The sequence below is a fragment of the Variovorax boronicumulans genome (assembly GCF_019352895.1).
Classification (GTDB): Bacteria; Pseudomonadota; Gammaproteobacteria; order Burkholderiales; family Burkholderiaceae_C; genus Variovorax; species Variovorax boronicumulans_A.
In genome coordinates this window covers 353,023-377,763 of sequence record NZ_JAAAFX010000009.1, presented here as the reverse complement: position 1 = coordinate 377,763, position 24,741 = coordinate 353,023, and the positions used below count along the sequence as shown (strand labels likewise).

General features: G+C 67.5%; 21 protein-coding genes and 1 tRNA gene. 9 read left to right on the top strand and 13 right to left on the bottom strand.

Translation table 11 applies throughout. The features are described 5' to 3' along the window. Positions 1–62 precede the first annotated feature (62 nt). The 4 genes from K0H49_RS20935 (at position 63) to K0H49_RS20920 (ending at position 8,201) form a co-directional block, all read left to right on the top strand. On the top strand, positions 63–1,241 hold the full coding sequence (locus K0H49_RS20935) for an efflux RND transporter periplasmic adaptor subunit (protein ID WP_219216578.1): 1,179 nt from the start codon (positions 63–65) through the stop codon (positions 1,239–1,241). Further along, on the top strand, positions 1,238–4,384 hold the full coding sequence (locus K0H49_RS20930; protein WP_219216576.1) for an efflux RND transporter permease subunit: 3,147 nt from the start codon (positions 1,238–1,240) through the stop codon (positions 4,382–4,384). Before K0H49_RS20935 ends, K0H49_RS20930 begins: the two co-directional genes overlap by 4 nt. Further along, positions 4,381–5,952, top strand: coding sequence for an efflux transporter outer membrane subunit (locus tag K0H49_RS20925; protein WP_219216575.1), 1,572 nt, complete (start codon positions 4,381–4,383; stop codon positions 5,950–5,952). The genes K0H49_RS20930 and K0H49_RS20925 overlap by 4 nt, the downstream gene beginning before the upstream one ends. A gap of 200 nt (positions 5,953–6,152) precedes the next feature. Next, on the top strand, positions 6,153–8,201 hold the full coding sequence (locus K0H49_RS20920; RefSeq protein WP_307886080.1) for a LamG-like jellyroll fold domain-containing protein: 2,049 nt from the start codon (positions 6,153–6,155) through the stop codon (positions 8,199–8,201). Between the two features lie 45 nt (positions 8,202–8,246). Here the strand turns inward: K0H49_RS20920 and K0H49_RS20915 are convergent, their stop codons facing one another. After that, the gene (locus K0H49_RS20915; RefSeq protein ID WP_219216570.1) at positions 8,247–8,696 is read right to left on the bottom strand and encodes a hypothetical protein; all 450 of its coding nucleotides are present in this window, start codon (positions 8,694–8,696) and stop codon (positions 8,247–8,249) included. 96 nt (positions 8,697–8,792) lie between these two features. Here K0H49_RS20915 and K0H49_RS20910 point away from each other — a divergent pair, with 96 nt between their 5' ends. The 3 genes from K0H49_RS20910 (at position 8,793) to K0H49_RS20900 (ending at position 12,304) form a co-directional block, all read left to right on the top strand. Further along, positions 8,793–8,942, top strand: coding sequence for a hypothetical protein (locus K0H49_RS20910; protein WP_219216568.1), 150 nt, complete (start codon positions 8,793–8,795; stop codon positions 8,940–8,942). Positions 8,943–9,251: 309 nt separating this feature from the next. Beyond that, the gene (locus tag K0H49_RS20905; RefSeq protein WP_257625052.1) at positions 9,252–9,893 is read left to right on the top strand and encodes a response regulator transcription factor; all 642 of its coding nucleotides are present in this window, start codon (positions 9,252–9,254) and stop codon (positions 9,891–9,893) included. Positions 9,894–9,931: 38 nt separating this feature from the next. Beyond that, a complete protein-coding gene (locus tag K0H49_RS20900) occupies positions 9,932–12,304 on the top strand; it encodes an ATP-binding protein (RefSeq protein WP_219216556.1) in 2,373 nt (790 codons plus the stop codon). Between the two features lie 37 nt (positions 12,305–12,341). Here K0H49_RS20900 and K0H49_RS20895 read toward each other — a convergent pair whose 3' ends face one another. Then, on the bottom strand, positions 12,342–12,617 hold the full coding sequence (locus K0H49_RS20895; RefSeq protein WP_219216547.1) for a hypothetical protein: 276 nt from the start codon (positions 12,615–12,617) through the stop codon (positions 12,342–12,344). Position 12,618: 1 nt separating this feature from the next. Continuing rightward, on the bottom strand, positions 12,619–12,804 hold the full coding sequence (locus tag K0H49_RS20890; protein ID WP_219216545.1) for a DUF3606 domain-containing protein: 186 nt from the start codon (positions 12,802–12,804) through the stop codon (positions 12,619–12,621). A gap of 766 nt (positions 12,805–13,570) precedes the next feature. On the opposite strand from K0H49_RS20890, the gene K0H49_RS20885 reads away from it, so the two are divergent. Then, positions 13,571–14,083, top strand: a complete 513-nt coding sequence (locus K0H49_RS20885) for a DUF4124 domain-containing protein (protein WP_219216543.1) — start codon at positions 13,571–13,573, stop codon at positions 14,081–14,083. A 566-nt stretch (positions 14,084–14,649) separates the two neighbouring features. Here the strand turns inward: K0H49_RS20885 and K0H49_RS20880 are convergent. The 10 genes from K0H49_RS20880 to uvrB form a co-directional block, all read right to left on the bottom strand. Further along, positions 14,650–14,724 (bottom strand) — tRNA-Val (locus K0H49_RS20880). Between the two features lie 50 nt (positions 14,725–14,774). After that, positions 14,775–15,503 (bottom strand): DNA polymerase III subunit epsilon, encoded by a 729-nt coding sequence (dnaQ, locus tag K0H49_RS20875; RefSeq protein WP_219216541.1) that lies wholly within the window; start codon positions 15,501–15,503, stop codon positions 14,775–14,777. Positions 15,504–15,525: 22 nt separating this feature from the next. Continuing rightward, positions 15,526–15,864, bottom strand: a complete 339-nt coding sequence (gene fdx, locus K0H49_RS20870; RefSeq protein WP_219216539.1) for an ISC system 2Fe-2S type ferredoxin — start codon at positions 15,862–15,864, stop codon at positions 15,526–15,528. Between the two features lie 4 nt (positions 15,865–15,868). Then, complete coding sequence (gene hscA, locus K0H49_RS20865) at positions 15,869–17,734, bottom strand: Fe-S protein assembly chaperone HscA (protein ID WP_219216537.1); 1,866 nt, start codon at positions 17,732–17,734, stop codon at positions 15,869–15,871. 59 nt (positions 17,735–17,793) lie between these two features. Then, on the bottom strand, positions 17,794–18,312 hold the full coding sequence (gene hscB, locus K0H49_RS20860) for a Fe-S protein assembly co-chaperone HscB (protein ID WP_219216535.1): 519 nt from the start codon (positions 18,310–18,312) through the stop codon (positions 17,794–17,796). A 138-nt stretch (positions 18,313–18,450) separates the two neighbouring features. Then, the gene (iscA, locus tag K0H49_RS20855; protein WP_219216532.1) at positions 18,451–18,774 is read right to left on the bottom strand and encodes an iron-sulfur cluster assembly protein IscA; all 324 of its coding nucleotides are present in this window, start codon (positions 18,772–18,774) and stop codon (positions 18,451–18,453) included. Between the two features lies 1 nt (position 18,775). Next, positions 18,776–19,195: a Fe-S cluster assembly scaffold IscU gene (gene iscU, locus K0H49_RS20850; RefSeq protein ID WP_219216529.1), complete on the bottom strand. Its 420-nt coding sequence runs from the start codon at positions 19,193–19,195 to the stop codon at positions 18,776–18,778. A gap of 34 nt (positions 19,196–19,229) precedes the next feature. Then, complete coding sequence (locus tag K0H49_RS20845) at positions 19,230–20,450, bottom strand: IscS subfamily cysteine desulfurase (RefSeq protein ID WP_219216527.1); 1,221 nt, start codon at positions 20,448–20,450, stop codon at positions 19,230–19,232. 78 nt (positions 20,451–20,528) lie between these two features. Then, on the bottom strand, positions 20,529–21,065 hold the full coding sequence (iscR, locus tag K0H49_RS20840) for a Fe-S cluster assembly transcriptional regulator IscR (protein ID WP_140842281.1): 537 nt from the start codon (positions 21,063–21,065) through the stop codon (positions 20,529–20,531). A gap of 188 nt (positions 21,066–21,253) precedes the next feature. Then, complete coding sequence (uvrB, locus tag K0H49_RS20835; protein ID WP_257625050.1) at positions 21,254–23,365, bottom strand: excinuclease ABC subunit UvrB; 2,112 nt, start codon at positions 23,363–23,365, stop codon at positions 21,254–21,256. Between the two features lie 136 nt (positions 23,366–23,501). Here uvrB and K0H49_RS20830 point away from each other — a divergent pair, with 136 nt between their 5' ends. Then, positions 23,502–24,698: an amino acid aminotransferase gene (locus K0H49_RS20830; RefSeq protein ID WP_219216526.1), complete on the top strand. Its 1,197-nt coding sequence runs from the start codon at positions 23,502–23,504 to the stop codon at positions 24,696–24,698. The last annotated feature ends 43 nt before the right edge of the window (positions 24,699–24,741 follow it).

Here is a 24,741-nt window from a genome sequence, read left to right as displayed (position 1 = left end):
GTCCCGGTGAGGTGGCGCGCCCCTCTGCGCGGGCACTCGACATTTCTGAAAGAACAGCGAACATGAAACGGAAGCAGGCTTTCTGGGGGACCGTGGCGGTGGCCGCGGCGGCGTTGGCGGGCACATGGCTGCTGGCCGATCACCGCGCCGCACCGGCCGTGGCCGGCAGCACCGAGAACGCGCCGGAGCCCTCAGTCGGCGAAGGCCGCAACAGCCTGCGCTACCCTGCCGGCGCCGCGCAACTGACGATGATCGAATCGCGCACGATCCCGGCCACGCCGGTGCCGCTGGCCGACGCGCTCAGTGCGCGCGTAGTGTATGACGAGGACGCGACCGCGCGCCTCGGCGTCGCGATCTCGGGCCGCATCCTCACGCTCAAGGCCGCGCCCGGCGACGTGGTCAAGGCCGGTCAGGTGCTGGCCGAGATCGACTCGCCCGATGTGGGCACGGCCCAGGCCGACCTGAACAAGGCCCATGCCGACGAGGCGCGCAAGCAGCTGGTGCTGGCCCGCGCCAAGGACCTGGCGACCGACGAGGCCATCGCGGCCAAGGACCTCGAGGCGGCCCAGGCCGACGCGGCCCAGGCGCATGCCGAGACCGCGCGCGCGATGCTGCGGCTGAAGAACCTCAACCCGCACGGCCTGCCGATGCAGGGCCAGCGCATCAGCCTGACCAGCCCGCTCGACGGCGTGGTGTCGGAGCGCACCGCGAGCCCCGCGCTCGAGGTCAGCCCCTCGACCGGCTCGCCGCTGTTCGTGGTCACCGACCCGCGCCGGCTTTGGCTGATGATCGACCTGCCCGAGAAGCTGCTCGGCCGCATCAAGGTCGGCAGCGCAGTGACCGTCGAGAGCGACGCCTATCCGGGCGAGCAGTTCAAGGCCAAGGTGGTGCAGCTCGGCCAGACGATCGACACCAACACCCGCCGCGTGACCGTGCGGGCCAAGCTCGACAACGCCGGCGGCCGGCTGCTGCCCGAGATGTTCGTGCGCGCCTCGGTGCTGGCCGACAGCGGCAGCGGCGTGCAGGTGCCCAACGGCGCGCTGGTGAACCGCGGCGTCTACACCTTCGTCTTCGTGCAATCCGCGCCCGGCGAATTCCAGCGCCGCCAGGTCCGGCTGCTGACCCGGGGCAGCGATGCCAGCTACGTCGGCGAAGGCCTCGCGGGCGGCGAAAGCATCGTGGTGGGCGGCGCGCTGCTGCTCGACGCCGAACTGAGCGCACGCGCGGGCGACAAGCCATGATCGACCGGCTCATCGTCTTCGCGCTGACGCAGCGCGTGTTCGTGCTCGTGCTGGTGGCCGCGCTGATCGGCTTCGGCGGCTATGCGCTGTCGAACCTGCCGATCGAGGCCTTCCCCGATGTGCAGGACGTGCAGGTGCGGGTCATCTCGCAGCTGCCGGGCCAGGCGCCCGAGGACATGGAGCGCGCGGTCACGCTGCCCATCGAGCGCGAGCTCTCGGGCACGCCGCAGCTGCTCAACGTGCGCTCGGTCACCATGACCGGCCTGTCGATCCTCACGCTGACCTTCGCCGACGGCACCGACAACTACTTCGCGCGCCAGCAGGTGACGGAGAAGCTCTCGACCGTCACGCTGCCCGCGGGCGTGCAGCCGCAGCTGGCGCCGCTGTCGACCGCCGTGGGCGAGATCTACCGCTACACGGTCGAGGCGCCCGGCCTGTCCGACACCGAAGTCCGCACGCTGCAGGACTGGACCATCCGCCCGGTGCTGCGCATGACCCCTGGCGTGGCCGACGTGGTGAGCTTCGGCGGCGCGATCAAGGAGTACCGCATCGAGGCCGACCCGCTGGCGCTGCGCAAGTACCAGGTCACGCTCGACCAGCTGAGCCAGGCCGCGTCCAACGGCAACGGCAGCGCGGGCGGCGGCCTGCTGCGCCAGGGCGACGCCTCGCTGGTGGTGCGCTCGGCCGGCCTCTACGCGAGCCTGGACGACATCCGCAAGGTGGTGATCGCGGCCCGCCAGGGGCGCGCCGTGACCATCGGCGACGTGGCCGAGGTGCGCGAGGGCGAACGCCCGCGCTTCGGCATCGTGGCGGCCGACCAGCGCGACAGCATCGTCGAGGGCATCGTCTCGATGACCAAGGGCGGCAACCCGGCCAAGATCAACGCCGAGCTCAAGGCGCGTATCGCGCAGCTGCAGACCCGGCTGCCGGCGGGCGTGAAGATCGTGCCGATCTACGACCGCACCGAGCTCGTGCGCCACACCGTGACGACCGTGGCCGAGAACCTGGTGATCGGCGCGCTGCTGGTGATCGCGGTGCTGGTGGTGTTCCTGTCGAGCTGGCGCGCGGCGCTGGTGGTGGCCACGGTCATTCCGCTGGCGCTGCTGTTCGCCTTCATCCTGATGAACGCGCGCGGTGTCTCGGCCAACCTGATCTCGCTGGGCGCGGTCGACTTCGGCATCATCATCGACAGCGCGGTGGTCATCGTCGAGGCGCTGATGGTGCGGCTGGCGGTGCGCTCCACGCACGACGCCCACCCGCTGGCCGCGCGCAAGCACCGGCTGCACGTGCTGCACCGGACCATGTCGGACCTGTCGCACCCGGTGCTGTTCTCCAAGGCCATCATCATCCTGGCCTTCGTGCCGATCTTCACCTTCCAGCGGGTCGAGGGAAAGATCTTCACGCCGGTGGCGCTGACGCTGAGCTTCGCGCTGCTGGGCGCGGTGCTGCTGACCTTCACCTTGCTGCCCACGCTGCTGTCGTACGTGCTGCAGAAGAACACGCTGGCCGAGCGGCACAAGCCCTGGCTCGAGAAGCTGCAGCAGCGCTACCAGTGGCTGGTCGGCCTGACGATGCGCCGCGGCCGCACGGTGCTGTGCGTGTCGGCGGTGCCTGTGGTGCTGGCGCTGCTGCTGGCGCCCCGGCTGGGCAGCGAGTTCCTGCCCAAGCTCGACGAAGGCAACATCTGGCTCACGGTCACGCTGCCCACCTCGGCCTCGCTGGACACCACCAAGCAGGTCGAGCGCCTGGTGCGCGGCAAGCTGTTCGACTACACCGAGGTGGCCCACGTGATCGCTCAGGCCGGCCGGCCCGACGACGGCTCGGACCCCAAGGGGCCGAACAACCTGGAGATCCTGGTCGACCTCAAGCCGCGCGGCGAATGGAAGTTCGCCAACAAGGAGGCGCTGGTCGCCGACATGTCGGCCCGGCTGAACGCGATTCCGGGCATCAGCACCAACTTCTCGCAGGTGATCCAGGACAACGTCGAGGAGTCGCTCTCGGGCTTCCGCGGCGAGATCGTGGCCAAGATCAGCGGCGACAACCTCGACATCCTCGAGGACAAGGGCGCGCAGGTGGCCAGCGTGATCCAGGGCATCCGCGGCGCCACCGACGTCGAGGCCACGCGCATCGGCGGCCAGACCGAGGTGGTGATCACCCCCGACCGCTCGCGGCTCGCGCGCTACGGCCTGAGCATCAACGACGTCGACACGCTGGTGAACCAGGCCATGTCCGGCGTGGCCGTGACCAGCTTCTTCCAGCAGGACAAACGCTTCGACGTGGTGGTGCGCGTGGACGAGAAGAACCGCAACAGCGTCGACGCGCTGGGCAACCTGCAGCTGGCGCTGCCCGGCACGCAGGTCGGCAATGGCCCCGGCACCATCGCGCTGAGCGAAGTCGCCACGGTCGAGGTGCGCCAGGGCGCCTCGCGCATCCTGCGCGAGGCCGGTTCGCGCAGCGTGATCGTCAAGGTCAACCTGCTGGGCCGCGACCAGGGCAGCTTCGTCGAGGAGGCGCAACGCGTGGTCGCGCAAGAGGTCAAGCTGCCGCCGGGCTACGACCTCACCTGGGGCGGCCAGTTCGAGAACTCGCAGCGCGCCACCAAGCGGCTGATGGTGATCATCCCACTCACCGTGCTGCTGATCTTCTCGCTGCTGTTCTGGGCCTTCCGCTCGGTGCGGCTGGCCAGCCTGGTGCTGGGCATGGTGCCCTTCACGCTGATCGGCGGCCTGGCCGCGCTGGGCATCGCCGGGCTGCACCTCTCGGTCTCGGCCGCGGTGGGCTTCATCGCGGTGGCCGGCATCTCGGTGCAGAACGGCGTGATCATGGTGGAGGAAGTCATGCAGCGGGTGCGCGAAGGCGCCGAGGTGACGCAGGCCATCGTCCAGGGCGCGGCGATGCGGCTGCGCCCGATCCTCATGACCGCGCTGATGGCCGGCCTGGGCCTGCTGCCCGCGGCGCTGTCGCGCGGCATCGGCAGCGAGACGCAACGGCCCTTCGCCTGCGTGATCGTGGGCGGCATCGTGACCGGCACGGTCTTCACCCTGCTGGTGCTGCCGGTCGCGATGCGGCTGTTCGGCAACTTCTCCGAGCCGGGCGACGACACGGCATCCCTTGCAGACCCTATCCTGGAAGGCGCGCGATGACATCCTCTCTTCTTCGGGCGCGGCACGCCGGCCGGACCGCCCTGGCCTTGAGCGCCATCGCATTGGCCGCCGGCTGCGCCGTCGGCCCGGACTATGTACGTCCCGCACTGCCAGCGTCCGCGGGCTACGCACCCGGGTCATCGGCTCCTGCGGTCGCCGATCCGCAGGCCCAGCGCTTCTCGCTGGAACGCGACATCCAGGCCGACTGGTGGAAGGTGTTCGAGTCGCCGGCGCTCGACGCGCTGATCGAACGCGCCTTCGCGGCCCACCCGGGCATCGAGGCCGCGCAGGCGGCCCTGCGCGAGGCGCAGGAGAACGTGGCGGCGCAGCGCGGCTTCTTCTTCCCCACGGTGCAGGCCGGCTACACGCCGACCCGCACCAAGATCGCCGGCAACCTGGGCGGCAACTCGCCGGGCCTGCAGGGCAACGGCCGGGACATCAGCACCGGCCAGGGCACGCCCGCCAGCGAAGGCGGCAGCGCGCCCTTCACCACGCCGGTGATCTACAACTTCCACACCGCGCAGCTCACGGTCAGCTATGTGCCCGACGTCTTCGGCGGCAACCGGCGCCAGATGGAGTCGATGGCATCGCAGGCCCAGGTGCAGCTGCACCAGCTGCAGGCGACCTACATCACGCTGGCCTCGAACATCGTCGCGGCCGCGATCCAGGATGCGCTGCTGCGCGAGCAGATCGCGCTGACCGAGCAGATCGTCGAGGCGAACACGGCCTCGCTGGCGCTGGTGCAGCGGCAGCTCAAGGCCGGCCAGGTCTCGCGGCTCGAGCTCGCGCTGCAGGACAACGCGCTGGCCCAGTCGAAGCAGGCCCTGCCGCCGCTGCGCAAGCAGTTCGAGCAGAACCGCGACCTGCTGCGCGCGCTCGCGGGCCAGGCCCAGGACGACGAGGCCCCGATCTTCAAGCTCGATGCGCTGCGGCTGCCCGGCGAACTGCCGCTGACCCTGCCCTCGCGCCTGGTCGAGCAGCGGCCCGACGTGCGCGCGGCCGAGGAGCAGCTGCGCGCGGCCAATGCGGAGATCGGCGTGGCGCGGGCCGCGCGGCTGCCGCAGTTCTCGATCAACGCCACCGTCGGCGGTGCCGCCAGCCGCTTCAACCAGATGTTCTGGAACAGCGGCCGCTTCTTCGACCTGGCGCTGGGCATCACCCAGCCGCTGTTCGACGGCGGCACGCTGCGGCACAAGGAGCGCGCGGCCATCGAGCAGCAGCGCCAGGCCGCGGCCCAGTACCGCGCGACGGTCATCGTGGCCTTCCAGAACGTGGCCGACACGCTGCATGCAATCGAGGCCGATGCCGCGGCACTCAGCGCCGCCGCCGCGGTCAGCGACACCGCGAAGACCGCGCTCGACATGACGCGGCGCCAGCACGGCCTCGGCTACCTCGACCGGCTCGCGCTGATCGCGGCCGAGCAGAACCACCGGCAGGGCCAGCTGGGCCTGCTGCAGGCGCGGGCCGCGCGGCTGGCCGACAGCGCCTTGCTGTTCCAGGCGCTGGGCGGCGGCTGGTGGCATCGCGACGCGGCGGCGCTGGCCGCGAACGCAGCGGACGCGAACTGAACCAGGCGCCGGCCCGCGCGGCCGGCGCTAGCAGGTCCGTGTGTCACATCGTCTCGCTATGCGCAGCGCGCGCAAGGTCATCGCCGCGCTGTCATCCAGCCTCCCTAGGCTTGGCTGCTCCTCTTCATGCATTCACTGGAGCAGCATCCTTGTCTTCCGATTCCTCGTCCCGCAGCCCCCTCCTCCATCGCCGCAGCCTGTTGAAGGCAGGCTCCCTGGTGCCCACGCTCGGCGCGGCTTCGCTGCTCGCCGCCTGCGGCGGTGGCAGCGACTCGGGGGCGGGCACGCCGCCGCCCGGCGGCGGCAATCCGTCCAACCCGCCACCGAATCCCGGTGAACCGGTGGTCGACACGCGGGTCTCGAGCTTCGGCCTGGCGGTGCTGCCCGACACGCAGTTCTACGCGCGCTATGCAAGCGCGGAAACGGGCAACCAGTTCGACAAGCGCTTCGGCAGCACGCCCTTCCTCGCGCAGACCCAGTGGCTGGCCGACAACGCGGCCGCGCTGAAGATTCCGTTCGTGATCCACGTGGGCGACATCGTCGACCAGGTCGGCAAGCCACAGCAATGGGAGATCGCCGACAAGGCCATGCAGGCGCTGGAGACGAAGAAGCTGCCCTACTCGATCCTCGCGGGCAACCACGATGTGCTGCAGGACATCGGCTTCGAGAACGGCCAGTCGGTGGGCACCGATGCGCAGCGCGACCTCGCGAAGGAGCCCTACCTGCAATGGTTCGGCACCGAGCGCGCGAAGAAGCAGAGCACCTTCGGCGGCCGCGACCCGAGCGGCTTCCACGAGTACCACGTCTTCACGGCCGAAGGCCAGCAGTTCCTGGTGCTCTCGCTCTCGTGGCGCGTGTCGGACAACGGCATCGTCTGGGCCCGCCGCGTGCTCAAGGACAACCCGACGCTGCCCGCGATCCTGGTCAACCACCAGCTGATCGCGATCGCGCCCGACGGCGTGAAGCCGCTCGAAGTGGACTACGGCCTGATGCTGTGGGAAAAGCTGATCCGCGACAACGACCAGATCTTCATGACGGTCAATGGCCACCACCACGGCTCGGCGCACCTGACCAAGACCAACGACTTCGGCAACGCGGTCGAGGAGATGGTGGTCGACTACCAGATGGCCTACCAGGGCGGCAACGGCCTGATGCGCTTCTACGAATTCGACCTCACGGCCAAGGAGATCCGCGCGCTGTCCTTCTCGCCCTGGGTGCGGCAGAAGCCGGCGGCCACGCTCAACGAGTTCGACCATGTGATGCTGCGCGACGCCAACAACGAGTTCACCCTCCAGATGGACTTCGCCAAGCGCTTCGCCCGCTTCGCGTCCAACTTCAAGCCCGCCGCACCGAGCGCCACGCCGCGCACGCTGGCCGCGACGGCGCTGATGCTCGATGGCTTCAATGCCATCGAGACCCCGCCGGCCAAGCCGGCCGCGAATGCGGAGGACTATCCGCACATCGCCGAGACCCTGGCCCACTGGCGCTTCTTCGGTGGCACCGTGGGTGCGGCACTCAACGACCGCGAAGTCATCGCCGACGCCTCGGGCAAGAACGCCAAGCTCACCCGCGGCGCGCTGAATGTGCCGGCGGGCAACACCGCGCAACTGGCCGACCTGCGCTGGAGCAGCGACCGCCATCGCCTGTCGTCGGCACCGGGCAGCGTGCAGTTCAGCAATGCCGAGAGCGCGCGCCTGAGCTACTTCATGACCGACGCCGCCACCGCGCTGAACAGCGAGACCTTCGAGTCCACGGGCTACACCATCGAGGCCTTCGTCAAGCTCGACAAGAACTGGACCGACAAGAACGCCTGGATGAACATCATGACGCGCGGCGGCTGGAACCGGAACTTCCCCGGCTTCCAGGGCTGGGACGCCTCGCCGCCGGTGCAGTTCGCGATCTCGAACCTCAAGGAGGTGCAGTTCGAGGTGATCCCGCAGAAGCCCGCGCCGACCTCCTCGCGCGCCAACTGGTCGGGCGAGATCCTGCTCGACAGCTGGCTGCACGTCGCGGTGGTCAACGACCCGGTGGCGAAGGAGACCACGATGTACGTGGAAGGCGCGCCGATCCTGCGCAACACGGTCAACACCGTGGGGCTGGCATCGCAGAACCTGCCATGGGTAGTGGGCGCGGGCTACTACCAGGGCAACGGCCCTGGCGGCGGCTTCCTGGGCGCCATGGGCGAGATCCGCATCGTCGCGAAGCCGCTGCTGCCCTCGCAGTGGCTGACGGCACGCGCCGCCGCCTGAGCCGACGGCCTCTTCACGCAGCCGCGCGGCGGCGGCTGCGTGCGCTCATTGCAGGGAATGGCACGCCGCGCCGCGTCCGTCCCTGCGGCGCGCCAGCTCGCTGGTGCGGCGTGGGGCATGGGCGCTGGCGGCATGCGACCAGCTCGCAGGCGACGCCAGGGGCACGACCCCGGCAGATCGCGCAGACTCCGACAGAAAGGTGGCGACCAGCAGCGCCGAGGCACTGTCCAGGTCCAGCACCGTGGCAATGCAGAAGCTGCGCGGCCACGAACGCCCGTTGTTCCCGCCCGCGCATCGCAGCTCGCCGAGGATTTCCGTGGCCAGTTCGTGGTCGCTGCGCGGCACGCCGCCGGGCATCACCCATTCCTCGAGATCGGGCTTCGGCAGGCCCCGGAACACGGCAATGACCGGCACGCGCCGGCGCTCGACACCGATGAGGATCGGCAGGTCCACCAGGCAACTGAATTCACTCGCGTTCGTCGGCATCTTGTCCATTCGTCCTTCTGTGCATCGTTGAAACATCGCTTCGGCGCCCGAGGTCCATCCGGGCGACCCGGCTCACGCGCCGCAATCGCCGTCCTGGCCTGACCCATGGCTGCGTTCGCCCCGTTGGCCCCGGCCGGTCCCGCCGTCGCCCGATCCCAGACCTTCGCGATGGCGGGGTGCGCCGCGTTCCAGACCGTCCGATCGCTCTTGTTCATGTGCGTGGTCGTCGATTCCATCGGCCGGGGCTGGGACTGATGGCCATTGTTCTTTTTAAGGGTTTTCCCGTATATAGGGATCCAACGAGAAATCGGGGGGCCGGCTTAGGGATCGTTCGAAAACAGCGGGTTGCTCGCCTGCCGGAATCGCGCCTGGCATCGAGCGGCACGGCACCGTGACGGCCTCGTCGAAGGTCGCGGTGAAGCGTCCCGTCCTCCATGGGACACCCCCGACACCGGGCCGGCGTCCGCCACATTGCTGACACTAGAATCTTTGCCAACCTCGGTAACCGGCCGACCTTCCGGCACGCACATGCTCCATCCGACCGCACCGACGCCTCTTCGACTGATGGTTCTCGACGACCATGCCGTCGTACGGCACGGCCTGGTCTCCAGGCTGGCTGACGAGCACGACCTGGCGGTGGTGGGCAGTTACGCGACCAGCCGCGAACTGCTCGATGCGCTGGGCACGCAGCCCGCCGAGATCATCCTCATGGACTTCTCGCTGGGCCCCACCGACATCGACGGGCTGAACCTGATCCGGGCGTTGAAGGTTCGGCACCCGAACAGCAAGACGCTGGTCATTTCGGCGCACTACAGCGCGGCCACCGTGGCCCTGGCACTGAAGGCCGGCGCCCGCGGCTATGTGGGCAAGAACCAGGACCTGAGCGAAATGATCACCGCGGTCCGCACGCTCGCCAAGGGGCGCATCCACTTGCATCCCGAGATGGCCGCGGAGATCGCGACGCGCGCCGAGTCCGCTCTGGAGCACACCGATGCGCAGGCGCTCACGCAGAGCACCGGCCTGTCGCCGCGCGAGCGCGAGGTGCTGCGCTGCTGCCTGGAAGGCATGTCGGTCACGCAGATCGCCACGAAGTTCTCGCGCAACGTCAACACGATCAGCACGCAGAAGCAGGCCGCCTTCCGCAAGCTGGGCATCCGGACAGACAACGAGCTGTTCAAGATTCGGCACCAGCTCGACAAGACATGAACTGGCGCCGCGCTTCCAAGCGGACGGCTTTGTGGAGCGTGTGCCTTCTCCCCGCAGGATTCGCCTTTGCGCAGACGCCACCGGTCTTCAGCGCCGAAGAGCAACGCTGGATCGCGCAGCACCCCGTCGTGCGCTATGTCGCGGACACGCGGCTGGCGCCCCTGGAGTACACCGAGAACGGCCTCTACAAGGGCCTGATCGCCGAGTACCTCGAGGCCGTCGCGCGCAAATCGGGCCTGCGCTTCGAGCGGGTGCCCACGCAGAACTGGGAGGACGCGCAGCAGGCCTTCCTCGACGGCAGGGCCGACCTCTTTCCCAACGTCAATGCGCAACGCACCCGCAGCGACGTGGGCGCGCAGCTCCGGTTGACCGACCCCTACTTCCTCGCGCCCACCATCATCGTCACCCGCACCGACGCGCCGATCGTCCTGAACATGAAGGACCTCGATGGCAAGGTGGCGGCCATCCGCGGCGGCGGCTCCTATGCGCAGGTGTTCGGCACGCGTTATCCCAAGGTTCGCGCGCTCCCGGTCGATGAGCCGGGCGACGGCCTCGATGCGGTGGTCGACGGCATGGCCTACGCCGCCATCGGCACCGACGCCGTGTTCCTGCCCATGATGCGGCGCCGCTATGCCGGCTTGCTGAGCATCTCCGGGACCGTGGGCGAACTGCTCTACAGCGCCCACATGGGCGTGCGGGCCGACCGGCCGCTGCTGTACGCCGTGATCGAGAAGTCGCTGCGCAGCCTGTCGGCCGAAGAGACCGACCAAATGAACGAGCGTTGGCTGGAACAGACCAACTTCGGCGAGCCCTCGCTGCTGTCGATCGTCCGCTACCGCCTGCCGCAACTGCTGCTGGTGCTCGCCGGCATGGCGCTGCTGGGCTGGTTCGCCTACCGCGCGCGCGTGGCGCAGCGTGCGGCGCAGGAAAGCGAGCGCACCAAGTCGCGCTTCCTGGCGGTCATGAGCCACGAGATCCGCACGCCCATGAACGCGGTGCTCGCCTCGATCGAGATGCTGCAGCGCGAGCCCATGGACGCCCGCCAGCAGCGCTTCACCCAGACCGCCGCCGTGGCGGCCGAATCCCTGCTGACCCTGCTCGACGACGTGCTCGACCTGTCCAAGCCCGATGCCAGGCGCCTGGAGCTCGAACTGGTGCCGACCGACGTCGATGCGCTCGCACAAAAGGTGGCGCATGTCGCGCGCGTGAACGCCCAGGCCAAGGCGCTGGTCATCGAGGTGGTCACGGACAACCCCTCGGGCCGGCGCATCGTGATCGATCCGACGCGCCTGCGGCAGATCCTGCTGAACCTGCTGGGCAATGCGGTGAAGTTCACCGATCGGGGCCGCATCGACGTGCGCCTGGAGGTGCTGGCCACGAGCGAGGCGCAAGGCACGCTGGCGGTCAGCGTCGGCGACACCGAGGTGGGCATAGCGCCCGCGCAGCAGGCCACGATCTTCGACGCCTACGCGCAGGCCGACAAGTCCACCACCCGGCGTTACGGCGGCACCGGCCTGGGCCTGACCATCTGCAGGGAACTGGTCGAGCTGATGGGCGGCACGATCCGGCTAAGGAGCCGATCGGGGGTGGGCACTTCGGTGGATTTCACGCTGCCGGTGCGGCTGGCCCCGCCTGCGACGGCAAGCGCCGAGGACACGCCCGAGGCGACAGGAACACCGGCCGCCCACACTCGCGCCACGGTGCTGCTGGTGGAAGACCACCCGGCCAATCAGTTCATCATCGCCGAGCAGCTGAGAACCCTCGGCTACGAGGCGCAGATCGTGGGCGACGGTGACGCCGCGCTGCGCGCGCTGGCGCAGCGTGCCTTCGACCTGGTCCTCATGGACTGCCACATGCCGGGCCTGAGCGGCTACGACACCACCCTTCGCATCCGGGAACGCGAGGGCGATGCGCGCCATACGCCGGTGATCGCCGTCTCGGCAGCCACCGATGCCGCGCATCTCGAACGGTGCATGGAAAGCGGGATGGACGGCGTCCTCAAGAAGCCGCTGAGGCTGGACGATCTGTCGAGCATGCTGCAGCTCTGGGTCGGCCCCACCGACGCAGCGACGGGCCCCGCGGCGGGCCGCCAACACCCGGCGCCGCATCCGCCCTTGCCTTCGATGCACGGCGAAATGCAGAACGATCTTGTGGCGCTGCGCCGGGCCCTGGCCGCCGACGATCCAGCCCTCGCCGCGCACCATGCGCACCGCCTCAGGGGCGCAGCCTTGATGAGCGAATTGGCTGCCGTGTCGGCTGCGGCCGAGGCCCTGGAATCCATCGCGCGCGCGACCGGGGTGCAAGGCGATACGACGCGGATCGCGGCGCTGCTGGACCGACTCACGCAGGCCTTGTCCGAATCGGCGGACGGCAGGCCGCAGGCGCCAACGCCTGGACACGGCGGCGCCTGAGCTTCCGGGCCACCACGGGCAGCCCCTTCAACCCACCCTACTTGAGTTCACCGAACCCGAAACCGAAGGACGCGCGCTCCACCGCGCTGTGCGTGTCCTGAGGCTCGGGCTCGCGTGGCCCGATCTCCAGGTCCTCGATCAGGTCCTGCAGGGCCAGCAGGCCATTCGCCATGGCCTTGGCGTAGCTCCTGGTCGGGCGGTCGGCCTGCGACAGCGTTGCCCATCCCACACCCTGCTCCACCAGCACCCAGACGAAGGCGCCTGGCTTCGGCTCTTCCACCGTCACGGCGATGGCACGCAGCGCGCCTGCCATGTCATTGCTCCGGCAGCCCGAGGTAGGTGCGGACGTCCTTGGTCATCACCCCCGCGGAAGCGACCGCCGATCGGAGCTTCGCCTCCGACACCGCGAAGGTCTTCGTCCAGTAGCGCAGTTCGTGATCTTCGTTGACGTTGATCCGCGTCGCATCGGCGGGGCTGCGAATGCTCTTGTCGTCTGCCATGGCGTTCTCTCCGGTGAAGTCTGCAGACCTTGCGGCAGCGCCCACACGCGTCAGGCAAGAGAAAGAAGGCAAGCCGCGTCGGACAACGCCCGGCGCCACGATGGCCCCCTGAGCGCCCTCTGCCGAGCCGATGCTCTTCAAGCAGGTCTCGGCCAAGCCACCCTACACTGCCGCTTGCCCCATCGCACCGGAGGGAAGATGAATCGCGTTTGGCACGAGGCCCATCCAATGCCCAGATCTGCAACACCTGAGCAACGAATTTCGTGGCACATGGACCATGCAAGGAATTGTGGCTGTCGGCCGATTCCTGCGGGCGTTCTCGCCCTGATGAAGGAGCGGAAGGTCACCGCTGCGCTTTCGCCCGGCGACGCCAAGGACAGGGGTTCGTAAGACGCTTCATCGGCTGGCGCCCTATCGCGATGCCATCCAACCTGCCAGGTGCGGCTTGTCATGCCTTCACTCGGGAGGCCGCCAGATGGCCGCGCCCACGCTCGATAGCGTCGCCCGGTCTGCCTCGCAGGTGTCGCTGCACATGTCGAGGTGGTCCATGGCAGCGGCCCGGGCTGCCACGGCCTCATCCCGCGGCATGGCGCCGCCAGCCTCCGCCCTGTCGGCGATCCAAGGAATCGTTTGTGCCTGCTTCACGGCCTCACTGTGCCCGCGTGCACCGGCCGACACAGACGCTACGTCAGCAGCCTCGAGGTCGGAGGAACCGGGTGCAGGCCTCCCCTCCACTACCATGCAGGCCAAAAGACGAGGAGATTCCATGCGCTACTTGATCGCCACCCTGTTCATGCTCGCCACCCAGCCCTCATGGGCACTCTACAAATGCGTCAGCGCCGGGGGATCGACCAGCTTTCAGGAAACGCCTTGCGAACGCTCGCGGGCCCAGACCGCCATCCAGCCCCTGGTCGAGGCGCGCAAGCCCGGCGAGGGCGCGCCAGGCCCAGCCGGCGACCCTGCAGCCGCACTCGGACGCCCGACCCTGCAGCAGCAACTCAAGGAAGCAGAAGCTGAGAGGCTTCGGACCGACGCCACTGATGTGCTGCGCGACAGGACCGAAGACCTTTCCCGTTATCGCAACTTCTGTGACCGTCAGCAGCGCGAGATCCTGGCCCATCGCGCGCGCGCCAACAACAATCTCGCCGGCGCCGTGTTTGAGCAGTCGGTCGCGACGGAAGCAGCCGCAGCGGCGACACGGTGCGAGACCCGCGGCCGCGAACTCCAGGCGGAGGTCGAAGAGGCGCGCCGGCAGTGCGCGGCGCGCGGATGCAGCTAAGCGCGGCGTTCGGATCAGCTCCGCCTTCCACAAGTCGTCAAGCCGGTCGGTGGCAGTTCGTGGCGAGATCAGTGAGGATGGGAAACGCGTCGAACGCCCTGAGGCTCAGGGTCACGGCTTCCAGCCCATTGGCCCGTTTGTTCGCAGGACCTCGACGACCTCGTGCGGCGACCTGTCAGCACGAGTGCAGAAGCGCCTCCTGATCGAGGCGGCCGACCTCCCCGACGTTGGAGGTGAATCGGCTGGCCACACCATGGCGCAGCCGGGCGCTTCGCGGCGATCTGAATGCTCGAGGCATCGCACACCCACTTGAAACCGAACCACGACGGCGCAAAGCAGCGCCGTTTCCGGCGTTCGACACGCGCGACATGCGTTCGCTGGAGAGTCGGCAGAAACGGTCGATGCGAGGGCTGGCCGCGCCCCGATGGCTCGAGTGCTCGCACCGCGCAGCAGCGCAAGAACTCCGGGGCCCAGTCCTCGGGAAAAGCCTTTGGCTGAAATTGCACAGGCTTGACACAGGACAAACGAAAACGGCACCAGAAGGTGCCGTAAGTCGTTGAATGTATTGGTGGGCGGTGGAGGTTTCGAACCTCCGACCCCAGCAGTGTGAATGCTGTGCTCTACCCCTGAGCTAACCGCCCTTGCGGCACTTTCGTGCCACTCAGTGTTTCGCGTCCTGCGAAGCCTCTGATTATGCCACAGAGTTTTGCGACGTCACGTCAATTTGACGAAAAATCGTTTTTCCCTTGCTCGATTTATCGAGCTGCGCGAGCAGGTCCTCGTGCGCCGTCAGCTCGTGGTCTGCGGCCATCAGCACCGGCAGCACGAAGCTGCTCAGGTCCACCGCCACCACGGCGCCGGTGGTCGGCTCGTTCGATGCCTCGTCGATCAGCAGCGCGTCCTGGCCGCGCGTGAGGTTGATGTAGACGTCGGCCAGCAACTGCGCGTCGAGCTTCGCGCCGTGGAAGGTGCGGTTCGAGCGGTCGACGCCGAAGCGGTCGCACAGCGCGTCGAGCGAATTGCGCTTGCCGGGATAGACCAGCTTGGCCATGGCCAGCGTGTCGGTCACCTCGTCGACGAAGGTGCGCAGCGGCGGCAGGCCGACAAGCTCGAATTCCTTGTTGAGGAAGCCCACGTCGAAGGCCGCGTTGTGGATGATCAGTTCGGCACCCCGCAGGTACTCGACCACGTCGTTGGCCAGCGTCGCGAACTTGGGCTTGTCACGCAGGAAGTCGGTCGTGAGGCCGTGCACCTTCAACGCCTCTTCGTGGCTCTCGCGCTCCGGGTTGAAGTAGATGTGCAGGTCGTTGCCGGTGAGCTTGCGGTTGAGCAGCTCGACGCAGCCGAGTTCGATCACGCGGTCGCCGTTCTCGGCGGACAGGCCCGTGGTTTCGGTGTCAAGGACGATCTGACGTGACATGCGGCGACTCTTTCTTTCTCTCTCAGTGGTTCTCTTTGGCGTGATTGATCGAGTACTTGGGAATCTCGATCGTCACGTCCTCCTGCGCCAGGATGGCCTGGCAGCTGAGCCGCGACTGCGGCTCCAGGCCCCAGGCGCGGTCGAGCAGGTCATCTTCGATCTCCTCGGACGCGTTGAGCGAGTTGAAGCCCTGGCGCACCACCACATGGCAGGTCGTGCAGGCTGCACTCATCTCGCAGGCGTGCTCGATGTTGATGTGATTGTCCAGCAACGCCTCGCAGATCGAGGTGCCGGCGGGCGCGCTCAGTTCGGCGCCGTTCGGGCAGTACTCGGGGTGGGGAAAGATCTTGATCGTGGGCATATTCTTAGAGAGATTCGAGCTTGCGTCCGGACAGCGCGCGCGCGATGCCCTGGTTCATGCGCTGTGCCGCGAAGGCCTCGGTGCCGTCGGCCAGCGCCTTGGTGGCGGCCTCGACGACGGCTGCTTCGGTGGCGGCAGCGAGCGTGGCGCGCAGCGACGCCATCAGCGCATCGATGGCTGCGCGCTCGACCTCGGCCAGCAGGTCGCCGTCGGCGTTCAGCGCACTCTGCGTGGCGAGCAGCATGCGGTCGGCATCGACCCGTGCCTCGACCAGCGCGCGCGCCTGCATGTCCTGCTGCGCGGTCGAGAAGCTCTCGCGCAGCATGGTGGCGACCTGGTCATCGGACAGGCCATAAGACGGCTTGACGGCCACGCTGGCCTCGACACCGCTGCCCTGCTCCTTCGCGCTCACGCTCAGCAGGCCGTCGGCATCGACGGTGAAGGTCACGCGGATGCGTGCCGCGCCCGCGGCCATCGGCGGGATGCCGCGCAGCGTGAAGCGCGCCAGGCTGCGGCAGTCGGCGACCAGGTCGCGTTCGCCCTGCACCACGTGCAGTGCCAGCGCGGTCTGGCCGTCCTGGTAGGTGGTGAAGTCCTGCGCCATCGCGGTCGGGATGGTCTGGTTGCGCGGCACGATGCGCTCGACCAGTCCGCCCATGGTCTCGATGCCCAGCGACAGCGGGATCACGTCGAGCAGCAGCAGGCCGTCGGCACCGCCGTTGCCGGCCAGCTGGTTGGCCTGGATCGCAGCGCCCAGGGCCACGACCTCGTCGGGATTCAGGTTGACCAGCGGCTCGCGGCCGAAGAATTCGGCGACCGCGCTGCGCACCTGCGGCATGCGCGTGGAACCGCCGACCAGCACGATGCCCTGCAGTGCGTCGGGCTTGAGCTTCGCATCGCGCAGCGCCTTGCGCACGGCCGCGATGGTGCGGTCGGTGAGCGCTTGCGTGGCCGCGTAGAACTGCGTGCGGCTCAGCTCGAACACGAGCGGCCGGCCCGCCACGCTCGCACTGAAGGACGTCGAGGTCGAATCGGTCAGCGCTTCCTTGGCCGCACGCGCCGCCACCAGCAGGGAGGCCTTGTCGGCATCGCTGCCGACCTGCACGCCAGTCTGCGCGCGCACGAAGTCGGCCAGTGCGTGGTCATAGTCGTCGCCACCCAGCGCGGAGTCGCCGCCGGTCGCGATCACTTCGAAGACGCCCTGCGTGAGCCGCAGGATCGAGATGTCGAAGGTGCCGCCACCCAGGTCGTAGACCGCGTAGACGCCTTCGCTCGCGTTGTCGAGGCCGTAGGCGATGGCTGCGGCCGTGGGTTCGCTGATCAGGCGCAGCACATTGAGACCGGCCAGTTGCGCGGCGTCCTTGGTCGCCTGGCGCTGGCCTTCGTCGAAGTAGGCGGGCACGGTAATGACGGCGCCGTAGAGCGCGTCGTCGTCGAAGGTGTCCTGGGCGCGGTAGCGCAGCGTGGCCAGGATCTCGGCGCTGATCTCGACCGGCGATTTCTCGCCCGCCAGGGTCTGCACCGTCACCATGCCGGCGTCGCTGCCGCCGATGCGGTAGGACATGTCGTCGCGGTTCGCGATGTCGGCCAGGCCGCGGCCCATGAGCCGCTTCACCGAGGTGATGGTGTTGGCCGGGTCCTGGGCGCGCGCGGCCAGGGCATCGAAGCCGATCTGGCGGCGGTCGTTCTCGAGGTAACGCACGGCCGATGGCAGCAGCACGCGGCCCTGGTCGTCGGGCAGGCACTCGGCCACGCCATTGCGCACCGAGGCCACCAGCGAATGCGTGGTGCCCAGGTCGATGCCCACGGCGATGCGGCGCTGATGCGGATCGGGCGCCTGGCCGGGTTCTGAAATCTGAAGAAGAGCCATCAGGCCTCCTCGGAGGGAAACAAATGCACGAAGCGGAAAGCGTGGGAATTCATAACTGTCTATTGTCCCAACTGATCGAACTTGGCTTCGACGTCCTGCCCGAAGCGCTCAATGAACATGAGGGCTCTCACCTGCTGCGCGGCCGCCGGGTAGTCGCCCTTCTCGTCGATCAACCAGTCGAGCGAGGACAGCGCCAACGCGCGGGCCTCCTCGACCTCGGCCTGCAGCGCCTCGAGCGCGGCCGCACCGCCGATCTCGTCGAGGGCCTCGCGCCATTCCATCTGCTGCATCAGGAAGGCGGCCGGCATGGCCGTGTTGTTCTCGGCGTTCAGCGGGGCGTCGTGAAGCTCGCAGATGTAGCTGGCCCGGCGGATCGGGTCCTTGAGCCGCTGGTAGGCCTCGTTGATGCGCACCGACCACTGCATGGCCACGCGTTGCGCCGCGGCGCCCTGGGCGGCGAAGCGGTCCGGATGGGCTTCGCGCTGCAGTTCCTTCCAGCGCGCATCGAGCGCACCGCGGTCCTGCGCAAAGGTCGCCGGGACGGCGAACAGTTCGAAGTCGGTGTCGTTGAGGTTCATTGCAAAAAAATGCCGCCGCCAAATGAGGCGGCGGCGTTGTTCATTCCAGAAACACCGCGGAACCGGCTTTGCCGGGCCGCTGGTGTTGCCCCCTTGAGGGGGAGGCGGCTACACGAAGTGAGCCGCTTCGGGGGTGGACTAGATCCTGAAACTTTCTCCACAACCGCAACGATCACGCTCATTGGGGTTGTTGAACTTGAAGCCCTCGTTGAGGCCTTCACGCACGAAGTCGAGCTGCGTGCCGTCGATGTAGGCCAGGCTCTTCGGGTCGATCAGCACCTTCACGCCCTGGTCCTCGAAGACCACGTCGTCGGGCGTGAACTCGTCCACGTACTCGAGCTTGTACGCCAGACCCGAGCAACCCGTGGTCTTGACGCCCAGCCGCACGCCCACGCCCTTGCCCCGTTTGCCGAGGTATCGGTTGACATGGCGCGCGGCGGCTTCGGTGAGCGTCACGGCCATGTCAGTGAACCGCTTCGGCAGCAGCAGTGGCGGCGCCGACGGCGTGCTTCTGCTTGTAGTCGTTGACCGCGGCCTTGATGGCGTCTTCCGCCAGGATCGAGCAATGGATCTTCACCGGCGGCAGCGCCAGCTCTTCGGCGATCTGCGCGTTCTTGAGCGCAGCCGCTTCGTCGAGCGTCTTGCCCTTGACCCATTCGGTCACGAGCGAGGACGAGGCGATCGCCGAGCCGCAGCCGTAGGTCTTGAAGCGCGCGTCTTCGATCACGCCGGTTTCGGGGTTGACCTTGATCTGCAGCTTCATCACGTCACCGCAGGCCGGTGCGCCGACCATGCCGGTGCCCACCGAATCGTCGCCCTTTTCGAAGGAGCCGACGTTGCGGGGATTTTCATAGTGGTCGATGACCTTGGGAGAGTAAGCCATGGGGTACCTCTTTTCGGAATGTTGTGAAGAACGTTCAGTGGGCCGACCACTGGATCGTGCTGATGTCGACGCCGTCCTTGAACATTTCCCACAGGGGGCTGAGTTCGCGGAGCTTGGCGACGTTGTGCTTGATCGTGGAGATCGCGTAGTCGATCTCTTCCTCGGTCGTGAAACGGCCGATCGTCATGCGCAGGCTGCTGTGCGCCAGCTCGTCGCTGCGGCCCAAAGCGCGCAGCACGTAGCTGGGTTCGAGGCTGGCCGAGGTGCAGGCCGAGCCCGACGACACCGCCAGACCCTTGATGCCCATGATCAGCGACTCGCCTTCGACGTAGTTGAAGCTGATGTTCAGGTTCTGCGGCACCCGGTGCTCCACGCTGCCGTTGATGAAGACCTGCTCGATGTCCTTGAGGCCGTCCAGCAGACGCTTCTGCAGGACCGCGGCCTTGGCATTCACCTCGTTCATCTCGAGCTTGATGATGCGGAAGGCTTCGCCCATGCCGACGATCTGGTGCGTAGGCAGGGTGCCCGAACGCATGCCGCGCTCGTGGCCGCCACCGTGGATCTGCGCTTCCAGGCGCACGCGCGGCTTGCGGCGCACGTACAGGGCACCGACGCCCTTGGGGCCGTAGGTCTTGTGCGCGGTCATGCTCATCAGGTCGATGGGCAGGGTCTTGACGTCGATCTCGACACGGCCGGTGGCCTGCGCGGCGTCGACGTGGAACAGGATGCCCTTCTCGCGGCACAGCGCGCCGATGCCGGGGATGTCCTGGATGACACCGATCTCGTTGTTGACGAACAGGATGCTGATCAGCACGGTGTCCGGGCGGATGGCGGCCTTCAGGGCCTCCATGTCGACCAGGCCGTCTTCCTTCACGTCGAGGTAGGTCACTTCGAAGCCGACGCGCTCCAGCTCGCGCATGGTGTCCAGCACGGCCTTGTGTTCGGTCTTGAGCGTGATGAGGTGCTTGCCCTTGCCCTTGTAGAACTGGGCGGCACCCTTCAGGGCCAGGTTGATCGACTCGGTTGCGCCGCTGGTCCAGACGATCTCGCGCGGATCCGCACCGATCAGCTCGGCGACCTGGTCGCGGGCCCTCTCGACGGCCTCTTCGGCTTCCCAGCCCCACGCATGGCTGCGCGAAGCGGGATTACCGAAGTGCTCGCGCAGCCACGGGATCATGGCGTCGACGACGCGCGGGTCGACCGGCGTGGTCGCGCCGTAATCAAGGTAGATGGGGAAATGCGGTGTGACGTCCATGGCTCACTCAGACTGCGTGGGGAATGTTGTTGATTTCAGGCGATGCAGGGTCGCGGCGCCCGGAGGCGCCGCCCGTCATCACGACTTGGCAAACACGTTGCCCAGCGCGAACACCGAATTCGGCGCGTTCACGCGGATGGGCTTGACGACCGGCTGGCTCGAGATGGCGCGCTTGATGGCGGGCTTGTTCTCGATCTGCACGCCCTTGGCGATCTGGTCGTCGACCAGTTTCTGCAGCGTGACCGAATCGAGGAACTCGACCATGCGCTGGTTGAGCGAAGCCCAGAGCTCGTGCGTCATGCAGCGGCCGGCTTCACCCAGACAGTTTTCCTTGCCACCGCAATGCGTGGCGTCGATCGGCTCGTCGACCGAGACGATGATGTCGGCCACCGTGATGTCGGCCGCCTTGCGACCGAGGCTGTAACCGCCGCCGGGGCCGCGGGTGGACTCGACCAGCTCATGCCGGCGCAGCTTGCCGAACAGCTGTTCCAGGTAGGACAGCGAGATCTGCTGGCGCTGGCTGATGGCCGCCAGCGTGACCGGCCCGGTGTTCTGGCGCAGGGCCAGATCGATCATGGCGGTGACCGCAAAACGACCTTTGGTAGTGAGACGCATCGCAAGCTCCTTGTGTGCTCGTAACATAGACACCGAAGCCGAGGCCCGGTGGCGTGGTCTCCGCCCTTACCGGCCCGTCACCGCGAGGTGCGAACCGGTCCTTCATCGCGAAGTTTTTCTTGTTGTTGACTGTTTCGCTCAAGTATAGCAGAAAGCCCTCTGTCGCGCTCGGGTAAACCCGCGCGGACTCAGACCGGCGGGATGTGGTCGCCGCCCGAGGCGCCGAAGGCCTGTTCGCGCAGCGCCGACAGCTGATCGCGCACCCGCGCCGCCTTCTCGAATTCGAGGTTGCGGGCGTGCTCCAGCATGAGCTTTTCCAGCCGCTTGATCTCGCGCGCGACGTCCTTCTCGCTCATGTCCTCGACCTTGGCGCGCTCCAGCTCGAGCTTGGCCATTTCCTTGCCGGTCTTCTCGCTGTAGACGCCGTCGATCAGGTCGCGCACCTTCTTGACGATGCTGCGCGGCGTGATGCCGTGGGCCTCGTTGTGGGCGATCTGCTTGGTGCGCCGGCGTTCGGTCTCGCCGATCGCCTTCTTCATCGACTCGGTCATCCGGTCGGCATAAAGAATGGCCTTGCCGTTCAGGTTGCGGGCCGCGCGGCCGATGGTCTGGATCAGCGAGCGCTCGGCGCGCAGGAAGCCTTCCTTGTCGGCATCCAGGATCGCCACCAGCGACACCTCCGGGATGTCCAGTCCTTCGCGCAGCAGGTTGATGCCCACCAGCACGTCGAAGGTGCCCAGCCGCAGGTCGCGCAGGATCTCGACGCGCTCGACGGTGTCGACGTCGCTGTGCAGGTAGCGCACCTTCACGCCGTTGTCGCCCAGGTAGTCGGTCAGCTGCTCGGCCATGCGCTTGGTCAGCGTGGTGATGAGCACGCGCTCGTTCTTGTCGACGCGGATGCGGATCTCGCCCAGCACGTCGTCGACCTGGTGCGTGGCGGGGCGGACCTCGACCAGGGGGTCGATCAGGCCGGTCGGGCGCACCAGCTGCTCCACGACGTTGCCCGAATGGTCCTTCTCGTACTGCGCCGGCGTGGCCGAGACGAAGATGCACTGGCGCATCCGCTTCTCGAACTCCTCGAACTTGAGCGGCCGGTTGTCCATGGCCGAGGGCAGCCGGAAGCCATACTCGACCAGCGTGGTCTTGCGCGCCCGGTCGCCGTTGTACATGCCGCCGAGCTGGCCGATCATCTGATGGCTCTCGTCGAGGAACATCAGCGCGTCCTTGGGCAGGTAGTCGGTCAGCGTCGCAGGCGGGTCGCCGGGTGCCGCGCCAGACAGATGCCGCGAGTAGTTCTCGATGCCCTTGCAGTGGCCGATCTCGGCCAGCATCTCGAGGTCGAAGCGCGTGCGCTGCTCGAGCCGCTGGGCCTCGACGAGCTTGCCGCTGCTCACCAGCTCCTTGAGCCGGTCGCTCAGCTCGAGCTTGATCGTCTCCACCGCCGCCATGACCTTGTCGCGCGGCGTGACGTAGTGGCTCGACGGGTAGACCGTGAAGCGCGGCACCTTCTGCCGGATGCGCCCGGTCAGCGGGTCGAAGAGCTGCAACGACTCGATCTCGTCGTCGAACAGCTCGAAACGGATCGCCAGCTCGCTGTGCTCGGCCGGGAACACGTCGATGGTGTCGCCGCGCACGCGGAAGGTGCCGCGCGCGAAATCCTGCTCGTTGCGGGTGTACTGCATGCGGATCAGCCGGGCGATCAGGTCGCGCTGGCCGATCTTGTCGCCCACGCGCGCGATCAGCCGCATCTCCATGTAGTCCTCGGGCGTGCCGATGCCGTAGATCGCGCTCACCGTGGCCACGATCACCGTGTCGCGCCGCTCGAGCACGCTCTTGGTGGCCGACAGCCGCATCTGCTCGATGTGCTCGTTGATCGAGCTGTCCTTCTCGATGAACAGGTCGCGCTGGGGCACATAGGCCTCGGGCTGGTAGTAGTCGTAGTAGCTGACGAAATACTCGACCGCGTTCTTCGGGAAGAACTCGCGGAACTCGCTGTAGAGCTGCGCGGCCAGCGTCTTGTTGGGCGCGAACACGATCGCCGGGCGGCCCATGCGCGCGATCACGTTGGCCATGGTGAAGGTCTTGCCGGAGCCGGTCACGCCCAGCAGCGTCTGGAACACCTCGCCGTTTTCCACGCCTTCGACCAGTTGCTCGATGGCTGCGGGCTGGTCGCCCGCCGGCGGATAGGGCTGGAACAGCTCGAAGGGCGAGCCCGGATAGGAGATGAAAGTCCCCTCTTTGGCGGGTCCCACGGGGTCGGCGTGGGGGGATTTGGAGGTGACTTCGGAAATTTCAGGCATGGCGGGTCCGTACCAGGTGGCGTGCGGTCGGTAAAATTCAAGGCAACCTGAAAGCCTAATACACCTTCGGGCCCACAGCCAGAGGCGGTTCGCTTTCCGAACCGCCGGCGATCCGATTCATTCAGAGGACTTCTTCATGTCTATGTTCACCGCTGTCGAGATGGCGCCACGCGACCCGATCCTGGGTCTCAACGAGCAATATGCCGCCGACAGCAACCCCAACAAGGTCAATCTCGGCGTCGGCGTGTACTACGACGACAACGGCAAGCTGCCGCTCCTGGCCTGCGTGCAGGCGGTCGAGCAGGACATGATGAAGGCGCCCAGCGCGCGCGGCTACCTGCCCATCGACGGCATCGCCGCCTACGACAGCGCGGTCAAGGGCCTGGTCTTCGGCGCCGACAGCGAACCGGTCAAGTCCGGCCGCGTGGCGACCATCCAGGCCATCGGCGGCACGGGCGGCCTCAAGGTCGGCGCCGACTTCCTCAAGAAGCTCAACCCCGACGCCAAGGTGCTGATCAGCGACCCGAGCTGGGAAAACCACCGCGCGCTGTTCACCAACGCCGGCTTCGTGGTCGAAAGCTACCCCTACTACGACGCGGCCAAGCGCGGCGTGAACTTCGAGGGCATGCTGGCCGCGCTCAACGCAGCCCCGGCCGGCACGGTGGTCGTGCTGCACGCCTGCTGCCACAACCCGACCGGCTACGACATCACATCGGCCCAATGGGACCAGGTGGTCGCGGCGGTCAAGGCGAAGAACCTCGTCACCTTCCTCGACATGGCCTACCAGGGCTTCGGCAACGGCATCGAGGAAGACGGCGCCGTGATCGGCAAGTTCGTCGCCGCCGGCCTGAGCTTCTTCGTCTCGACCTCGTTCTCCAAGAGCTTCAGCCTCTACGGCGAGCGCGTCGGCGCGCTGTCGGTGCTGTGCGAGGACAAGGACCAGGCCGCCCGCGTGCTGTCGCAGCTCAAGATCACGATCCGCACCAACTACAGCAACCCGCCGATCCATGGCGGCGCCGTGGTGGCGGCCGTGCTCAACGACCCGGCCCGCCGCGCGGTCTGGGAAAAGGAACTGGCCGAGATGCGCACCCGCATCAAGGCGATGCGCCAGACCCTGGTCGACGGCCTCAAGGCGGCCGGCGTGCAGCAGGACATGAGCTTCATCACCACCCAGATCGGCATGTTCAGCTATTCGGGCCTGAGCAAGGACCAGATGGTCCGCCTGCGCAGCGAATTCGGCGTGTACGGCACCGACACCGGCCGCATGTGCGTGGCCGCCTTGAACAGCAAGAACATCGACTACGTCTGCCAGAGCATCGCCAAGGTGATCTGACGGTGCCGGCAGCGGCCGGCGCCAGGGAAACGTACGTGTAGGG

Bases quoted from the DNA above. Each gene is read 5' to 3' on its own strand.
- K0H49_RS20935 (WP_219216578.1), top strand. From the start codon at position 63: ATGAAACGGAAGCAGGCTTTCTGGGGGACCGTGGCGGTGGCCGCGGCG.
- K0H49_RS20930 (WP_219216576.1), top strand. From the start codon at position 1,238: ATGATCGACCGGCTCATCGTCTTCGCGCTGACGCAGCGCGTGTTCGTG.
- K0H49_RS20925 (WP_219216575.1), top strand. From the start codon at position 4,381: ATGACATCCTCTCTTCTTCGGGCGCGGCACGCCGGCCGGACCGCCCTG.
- K0H49_RS20915 (WP_219216570.1), bottom strand. From the start codon at position 8,696: ATGGACAAGATGCCGACGAACGCGAGTGAATTCAGTTGCCTGGTGGAC.
- K0H49_RS20910 (WP_219216568.1), top strand. From the start codon at position 8,793: ATGGCTGCGTTCGCCCCGTTGGCCCCGGCCGGTCCCGCCGTCGCCCGA.
- K0H49_RS20905 (WP_257625052.1), top strand. From the start codon at position 9,252: ATGGTTCTCGACGACCATGCCGTCGTACGGCACGGCCTGGTCTCCAGG.
- K0H49_RS20895 (WP_219216547.1), bottom strand. From the start codon at position 12,617: ATGGCAGGCGCGCTGCGTGCCATCGCCGTGACGGTGGAAGAGCCGAAG.
- K0H49_RS20890 (WP_219216545.1), bottom strand. From the start codon at position 12,804: ATGGCAGACGACAAGAGCATTCGCAGCCCCGCCGATGCGACGCGGATC.
- K0H49_RS20885 (WP_219216543.1), top strand. From the start codon at position 13,571: ATGCGCTACTTGATCGCCACCCTGTTCATGCTCGCCACCCAGCCCTCA.
- dnaQ (WP_219216541.1), bottom strand. From the start codon at position 15,503: ATGTCACGTCAGATCGTCCTTGACACCGAAACCACGGGCCTGTCCGCC.
- fdx (WP_219216539.1), bottom strand. From the start codon at position 15,864: ATGCCCACGATCAAGATCTTTCCCCACCCCGAGTACTGCCCGAACGGC.
- hscA (WP_219216537.1), bottom strand. From the start codon at position 17,734: ATGGCTCTTCTTCAGATTTCAGAACCCGGCCAGGCGCCCGATCCGCAT.
- hscB (WP_219216535.1), bottom strand. From the start codon at position 18,312: ATGAACCTCAACGACACCGACTTCGAACTGTTCGCCGTCCCGGCGACC.
- iscA (WP_219216532.1), bottom strand. From the start codon at position 18,774: ATGGCCGTGACGCTCACCGAAGCCGCCGCGCGCCATGTCAACCGATAC.
- iscU (WP_219216529.1), bottom strand. From the start codon at position 19,195: ATGGCTTACTCTCCCAAGGTCATCGACCACTATGAAAATCCCCGCAAC.
- K0H49_RS20845 (WP_219216527.1), bottom strand. From the start codon at position 20,450: ATGGACGTCACACCGCATTTCCCCATCTACCTTGATTACGGCGCGACC.
- iscR (WP_140842281.1), bottom strand. From the start codon at position 21,065: ATGCGTCTCACTACCAAAGGTCGTTTTGCGGTCACCGCCATGATCGAT.
- uvrB (WP_257625050.1), bottom strand. From the start codon at position 23,365: ATGCCTGAAATTTCCGAAGTCACCTCCAAATCCCCCCACGCCGACCCC.
- K0H49_RS20830 (WP_219216526.1), top strand. From the start codon at position 23,502: ATGTCTATGTTCACCGCTGTCGAGATGGCGCCACGCGACCCGATCCTG.